This is a genomic window from Peribacillus sp. NPDC058002 (assembly GCF_042886655.1).
Taxonomy (GTDB): domain Bacteria; phylum Bacillota; class Bacilli; order Bacillales; family DSM-1321; genus Peribacillus; species Peribacillus aracenensis.
The window spans coordinates 1-5,090 of sequence record NZ_JBHVQU010000243.1 but is presented as its reverse complement, the minus strand read 5'-3'; the positions used below and the strand labels follow the sequence as shown (position 1 = coordinate 5,090).

General features: G+C 36.9%; 4 protein-coding genes and 1 pseudogene. All 5 read right to left on the bottom strand.

Going from position 1 to position 5,090, the window contains the following annotated elements; genetic code table 11:
- Window positions 1-156 (bottom strand): annotated as a pseudogene (locus tag ACFVSH_RS22660) (GntP family permease); the annotation flags it as partial.
- A 269-nt stretch (window positions 157-425) separates the two neighbouring features.
- A complete protein-coding gene (locus ACFVSH_RS22655) occupies window positions 426-1,220 on the bottom strand; it encodes an enoyl-CoA hydratase/isomerase family protein (protein WP_387707950.1) in 795 nt (264 codons plus the stop codon).
- A gap of 179 nt (window positions 1,221-1,399) precedes the next feature.
- Entirely contained in the window at window positions 1,400-2,956 is a 1,557-nt protein-coding gene (locus ACFVSH_RS22650; protein ID WP_387707948.1) for an AMP-binding protein, read from the bottom strand.
- Between the two features lie 401 nt (window positions 2,957-3,357).
- Entirely contained in the window at window positions 3,358-4,725 is a 1,368-nt protein-coding gene (locus ACFVSH_RS22645; protein WP_387707946.1) for a sigma-54 interaction domain-containing protein, read from the bottom strand.
- A 217-nt stretch (window positions 4,726-4,942) separates the two neighbouring features.
- The coding region (locus tag ACFVSH_RS22640) for a transketolase C-terminal domain-containing protein (RefSeq protein ID WP_387707952.1) at window positions 4,943-5,090 on the bottom strand (148 nt) is incomplete at its 5' end.

Below are 5,090 nucleotides of genomic sequence, written 5' to 3'. Positions count from 1 at the left end.
CAACTTAACCATGAATATATTAGACAAGAAAGGTAAAACATGTCCAGGAACCGTTAAAAATACAGCAAACAAAGCGCTCAATGGTGCAAAAAGTATAACAGAAAATCCTCGATATGCTAGAAACATAAGTAATCCTAGTGAAATAATAATGATCATTACATCCAATTCGACTTCCCCCTTTTTCTCCAAATATATATGTTATCATTTGTTGCTGGTTTGAATGCTTTTCCCCAAGACTTATTGGGCATGATAGGACAGTTTTCCAGTGCACATTTAGTAAAGAACCCTAATTAATTTCCCGAGTGAATCCTTAAACGACTTTGTATATTAACAAAGATGAGTTACTTTAGAATCTGCCATTTTTACGATCACGGCATCAGGATCTTTTTCAAAAATCGGACTTGCCACTGGTTTGGTCATGAGGCTTACTGATCAATGAAGTTTGGCTCCCTTTTATTGATAAAGGCTTCAACTCCTTCCTTTACGTCTCTAGTCTGAAAAACATGACCAAAATTTTCAGCTTCAATCACGAGTCCATCTTCAAGTGTTTGTTCATAACCAAAATCAATAGAATGCTTTGCAAAAGTTAAAGATTGTAAAGAATAATTGCAAATACATTTTGCAATTTCCATTGCTTTTTCTAAAGATTCACCCTTTGGCACAACATGATTAACAAGCCCTATTTGTTTGGCATCTTCTGCATTCAGTGGCTCTCCAGTAAAGATCATTTCTTTTGCTTTGGCCTTACCTATCAGTCTAGGAAGTCTTTGAGTTCCCCCTGCACCTGGAAACAATCCCAATTTAACTTCAGGGAGCCCAATCCTAATATGTTCCTCCGCAATTCGAATATCACAACTTAAAGCAAGTTCACATCCTCCACCTAGTGCTAATCCGTTGATTGCAGCAATAGTTGGTCTTGATAACCGTTCAATTTTATTAAGTGGTTCCTGAAGCCAAAGTGATTTCCCCTTTCCTTCTTCCACTCCTTTTCCAATCCATGCTGGAAAATCTTTAATGTCTCCTCCAGCAACAAAAGCTCTTTCTCCTTCACCGGTAAGTATAATGACCTTAACATTGTAATCGCTTTCAATTTCATCCACCACAAGATTCAATTGTTCTATAACATCTGCGCTTAATACATTAACTGGTGGATTATCAATAATAATCGTTGCAATATTACTCTGTTTCGACCATGAAACTACTTGGTCCTTCTTCTTCATCGGCTTTCCTCCTAAACCTAAAGTGTACTTGTGGGTTCCAAATACTCTGGCATTATTGAAAAACGGGAATCTGTGGGTGACCCCAGATATCTGTGCTAGAATTCTTTGTGGTTATGTGATTTTTAAAACAAAGTGAAATAATGTATTAACAAAGCCTTTTTCAACCTTCCATAAACCCCTTATTTATCCATACCGCTAAATTGTTTACGAAGAATAAACTTTTGGACCTTTCCGGATGGGGTACGTGGTATTTCATCAACAAATGTGACCTTTCTAGGTTTTTTATAGCTAGCAAGATGATCCTTACAGTAATTAACAACATCTTCCTCCGTAAGTTTGGCTCCTTCTTTTTTAACAATAACAGCACATACAGCCTCAATATATTTGGGATCAGGAATACCAATTATAGAAACTTCCTTCACTTCCTCATGGCGGTATAAGACATCTTCAATTTCCGCTGAGTAAATGTTTTCACCACCGCTCCGAATCATATCTTTTTTTCTGCCGGCAATTGATAGATACCCATCATGATCGAACTTTCCCAGGTCTCCTGTTTTACACCACCCATTCACGAATGTTTCCATTGTGGCATCTGGTTTCCTCCAATACCCCTCAGAAACCGCTGGACTCTTAATAGCGATTTCACCAATTTCACCAACTGGCAAAGGCGTTCCATCCTCATCGATAATATTTATTTCTGTAAGTGGCATCGGCTTCCCAACGGTATGGCCTTTTGTAAAAGCATCCTTTGGTTCAAGCGAAGCCGCAATTGGCTGTCCTTCAGTTAACCCGTAAACTTGAACAACTCCAATTTGAGGAAACCTCTTTTTTAATTGTTCCAGTGCCCATGGCATTAGCGGGTCACCACCTGTATAAATGGTTTTTAAAGATTTCAGCTCATACTTTTCAATTTCAGGCAAATTTAGCATTTCATAAATCATGAAAGGGAATAAAAAAGAATCGGTCACATTTTCCTCTTCAATAACGGAAAGGATTCTTCCAATCTCGAATTCTTGGCTTTTTGTAATTATTACCCTTCCGCCCATCAGTAGAATGGGAAGTGCGATATCTTCCATCGCCCCAACATGGTATAGAGGTCCTGTCGTCATCGCAACTTCTTGCCCTGTAAATTTCCATTTCAGTGCTTGTATCGTGGAAAACCAGAAAGTTGTATCATGTGTCCAAATCGCACCTTTAGGTCTTCCCGTTGTTCCTGATGTGTACATAAGCATGACTGGATCGTTTAATTTAATGTTATCGACTTTGACCTCATCTACCGAACCACTTTCTAATACACTCCATGACTCAGACCATCCTGGGGTTGGGCCATTTCTATGAGGAAGACAAAAATAACGCTCAACAGAAACATGATTACTAATTGATTCCAGCTGATTGGCTAAGTTAGAATGGAAGCACAATATTTTTGTCTGTGAATCATTTAATGCATACTCAAGCTCTGCACTTGAAAGCCTAAAATTAAGTCGAACTGCAATTGCACCGATTTTCGCAATGGCAAAATATAGACTAAAATATTCGAGACAGTTGGAAAGTAAAATACCGACACGATCGCCTTTACGCACTCCAATTTCGTAAAGCCTGTTTGCATACGCATTTGATATAAGGTGGAGATCCATGTACGTCATCGACTTTCCTGCTTCTTCTTGTATTGCTATTTTTCTAGGATTTATATTATTTAAATCATTCGCCATTTTTCTTGTGATAAAACCGACATCCAATGAAATTCCTCCTTTTAAGGCCGCTAAATTCATTAATGTTCAAATCAATTCTCAAACTTCAAAACATTCCCTCTTACATGCCTTTAAATTGTCCACTCGCCTTTATCGTTTTCTTTCCTCCTTTCTTCTAATTTGAATGCAAGATTCATTCCAAAACGGAAAAAACCCTTACAGACTTACTGTCCTTAATAATCGAGGAAAAGTCGATGGCTTTTTTTCTGATTTTTCGGAAAATAACCAAGAAAAAATCAACTGAAGTAAGATCAGCTGATTTTTCATTCATTGTTTTTCATAATTTATAGCCTTGTTTCTCCTGTAATGTGAACTTTATCAACATTAATACGGAAATTAAAAAATAAATCCGGAATTTCGGAATGAATTCTGAAATCCCGGATTTATTTTTATTGGTCAGAAATCTTATATTTTCTAATTTTATCGTAAAGGGTAGAATTCCCTATCCCGAGAGCTTCCGCAACCCTTTTTTTATCAAACTTAAACCTCCTTAACGCTTTTTCGATTTCCTTCTTTTCTGTTTCCTCTACACAATCCTTTAAACTTAATTCTTTCATATTCACATTATGAAGTTTAAGAGACTCAGGTAAAGCATCCTTCCCCATTACCTCTTCATTTGATAGGTGAACACCTGCATCAATTACATTCTCTAGTTCTCTGATATTCCCTGGCCAGTTATATTGCTCTATTAATGAAATCACCTCTGGGTGTATGGAGGTTACTCGTTTTCCTATTCGAGCTGTGATTTTATTGAAAAAATACTCTACAAGTAAAGGGATATCTTCCATTCTATCTCTTAAAGGAGGAATAAATAATTGGACAGCGTTAATTCTATAAAATAAGTCTTCACGAAATAGCTTTTCTTCAACCAATTTTTCTAAAGGGCGATTTGTTGCAGCAATCACTCGAACATTTAGTTTTTTTGGGTAAAGCGAACCTACAGGCTCAAACTCTTTCTCCTGAAGGACCCTTAATAACTTGACTTGCATTTGCTGAGGCATATCACCAATTTCGTCAAGGAAAACCGTTCCACCATCAGCAAATTGAAACTTTCCTATTTTACCTCCCTTTTTTGCCCCTGTAAAGGCACCTTCTTCATAACCGAAAAGTTCAGATTCTAACAAGTGTTCGGGAATTGAACTACAATTTATTTTCACAAGCGGTTTGTCGCTTCTTCCACTTAGCTGATGAATGCTATGTGCTATTATTTCCTTGCCTGTACCGCTTTCTCCTCTAATTAGAACAGAGATATCACCTCTAGCCAACCTTTTCACACGTTCTTTTAACTGTTGTATTTCTTGAGAATTTCCAATTAAGTGATGTAAGGAATATTTCACTCCATTTGTAACACCTATTTCATTTTTGTATAAATTATGTTTTGTCAGGATCTCCTTAATGTGACTATTCATTTTATTCCAATCATCAAGATCACGAAACATGATTGTCCCGATTGCACCAATTATTTCATTATTCTCAATGATAGGAATGCGATTTGCGATTACAAAATCACCACGAAGAAAATGTATATCAGCAATTTCGGATTTACCTATTTGCACTACAAGGTGTAGCCTTGTATTTTCAATTATATTCGTCACATGCTCACCAATCACTGTGTCGCGTTCAACATTTAAAAATTCACAATATTTATTGCTAATGTATTGAATTTTCCCATTACTATCGACAATTACAATTCCATAATATGTACTCTCAAACACCATATCTAATAGTTTATTATTGGATAATTGTCCAGTATTCATCTTAAGCTCCTTTAACTAAAGTCCTTTTACCATATAATACCACGCATTTCAAATGGCGTTTCAATGATTTTTTTATTCATGCGTACTTTTTGGCCAAGTTCACGGACATCCTTGGCGATTTACTTAATTGTTTTTTCATCTGTATGATCCATTACAGGAACAAACAAAGCATCCCTCCAGATGGGGGATGCTTTGTTTGTTCTATTTTAAGATTCGTTCAATAGGCAACTAGGTCCCTCAGTGCCTTTTCCACTTTTTCAGGATTCACCATGAAGGATTTTTCCAATGATGGTGAATATGGCATCGCTGGGACATCCGGGCCTGCAAGTCTCATGATTGGGGCATCGAGATCGAAGAGGCAGATT

Bases quoted from the DNA above. Each gene is read 5' to 3' on its own strand.
- ACFVSH_RS22655 (WP_387707950.1), bottom strand. From the start codon at position 1,220: ATGAAGAAGAAGGACCAAGTAGTTTCATGGTCGAAACAGAGTAATATT.
- ACFVSH_RS22645 (WP_387707946.1), bottom strand. From the start codon at position 4,725: ATGAATACTGGACAATTATCCAATAATAAACTATTAGATATGGTGTTT.